The sequence below is a fragment of the Methanobrevibacter sp. genome (genome assembly GCF_045646205.1).
In the GTDB taxonomy this organism is placed as follows: Archaea; Methanobacteriota; Methanobacteria; order Methanobacteriales; family Methanobacteriaceae; genus Methanocatella.
Window position 1 is genome coordinate 1 of sequence record NZ_JAZRKF010000066.1, and the last position, 1,836, is coordinate 1,836.

The 1,836-nt window shown below is 32.6% G+C and carries 3 protein-coding genes; all 3 read right to left on the reverse strand.

Translation table 11 applies throughout. The features are described from left to right. The coding region (gene hdrB / locus ACKI44_RS11860; RefSeq protein WP_407424662.1) for a ferredoxin:CoB-CoM heterodisulfide reductase subunit HdrB at nt 1–801 on the reverse strand (801 nt) is incomplete at its 3' end. Then, a complete protein-coding gene (gene hdrC, locus ACKI44_RS11865; RefSeq protein ID WP_407424664.1) occupies nt 798–1,409 on the reverse strand; it encodes a ferredoxin:CoB-CoM heterodisulfide reductase subunit HdrC in 612 nt (203 codons plus the stop codon). The genes hdrC and hdrB, both read right to left, overlap by 4 nt. Before the next feature lie 13 nt (nt 1,410–1,422). Beyond that, nucleotides 1,423–1,836: homocysteine biosynthesis protein (locus tag ACKI44_RS11870; protein ID WP_407424666.1), on the reverse strand; the 414-nt coding region annotated here is incomplete at its 5' end.

Here is a 1,836-nt window from a genome sequence, read left to right on the forward strand (position 1 = left end):
CCTACCTTCCCTTTTAGAGATTAATGGTTGATATCTGTCAAATTGTATATGGCAATTAGGACATAAATGCACTACAATTTCAACACCTTCATCCTTAAGTGAATTCATTTTGTCTGCTGTCGCTGTAAATGATAAATCCGGATTAGAATATCTTTGCCTAAATCCTGTACCGCATGATGCTCTCTTATGATCATACCACCCGATTGTTTTGCATCCGCATGCTTCAATGAGTTCATCAATTATATTCGGATCCCTTACACCCGCAATAGTATCTTCATAATGAACTTTGCAGTAATGACACCCATGGTGGGTAGCTATCCTGTATTGGCTTAAATCATATTTAATATGCTTTTTAATTTCATCTTTTTTACCATATAAAATATCTACAAAATGAAATATATTTTCTGTAGGTGTCAAATCATTCTTTTCATATTTTAAATGATCCAAACCATTTTCTTCAAATAAAGTATTGATTTCATCCCGTAAGTCATCTTTATTATTTAATAACTTAACGGATTTTTTGTTAATTGCATAGCATGTAGCACACATCATTACAAGATTAGGTCTTCCAAGATTTTGAGCAACTTTAAAATTACGTGCACCAATTGCAGTTGTTGAAACTTGATCAAAAACATCAGAATAATGCCCTAATCCAGTACAACAGGTCTGTTTTTCCGAAATACCATAATCAATACCTAACTTTTCAAAAACATATTTAGTTGAGGATTCGATACCAGGATACTCTACACTTACAAGACAACTTCTAAAAAGAAGGAGATTTTTATCTGGAATATCTTTCATTTATTGGCCTCCTCTTCTTGTGATTTTCTAATATTTTCCATTCTTTGCTTAAATCCAGTAATTGTTAAAATTAAACTAACTTCCTCAATAACATCTTCTGGAGGCATTAATGGCGGATAAAGATTTAATTTATCCCTATTTTCTTCTAATTTTTCAAATCTAATATCCTCCCATCCAGGGACATCTTTTGCAATATCATCAAAAAATATTTCCGGGATTGCCCCAATTGCAGCATCAAAATATGAGTCAGCAAATCCGAGATATTCATAAAGCTTATCCCATCCTATACCTTGGTTTATTGCAAATTGTTTTAATATTTGATTTACTTCACAAACACTGTTACCAACTGGACATACGCTATGGCAAGTATAACAATAAAAACAATTCCATAAATAATCTTCCTGCATTATTGTTTCATCACCATCAAGAACTCTTTCAATAATTTCTCTAGGATTATATTCAGAATGGCGTGCTGCAGGACATGTGGAAGTGCATAAACCACATTGCACACATTTCAAAACACCATCATCCCTAGTATTCTTTACATTAGCTATTATATCTTCTGCAAAATTAATGGGAGCGTCATTAATCTTTTGTTGAGTAGTCATTAAAACCACCTCGCTACAAAGTAAATTCCTGTGTTTCAATTAACTTTTTCAACTGATTAGATAATTTATTTCCTCTTAATCTATCAGATTGTCTACAGATAATTGGCACGTTGACTAATTTGTCATTAATTTCCAAATCAACATCACCAGTATTCATGTCAAATGCATCATTCTTACAGAAATGAGCACATAATCCACATCCAAAACACCTTGTCAAATCCAATCTTTCATTTGCAAATGCATTTGTTGGACAAATCTCTTCAATTGTACATGAATCACATTTTGAACATTTTGATCTGTCATATTGTGGTCTTAAATCATAGCCTTCCCACATTTCTTTGTAGTTGGTTTCACCTAATGGTAAATGAGGACCCTTGATTTCTGCTAATGGCAATTTAATGTTTTCATCCGTGATGAGCAAATTATT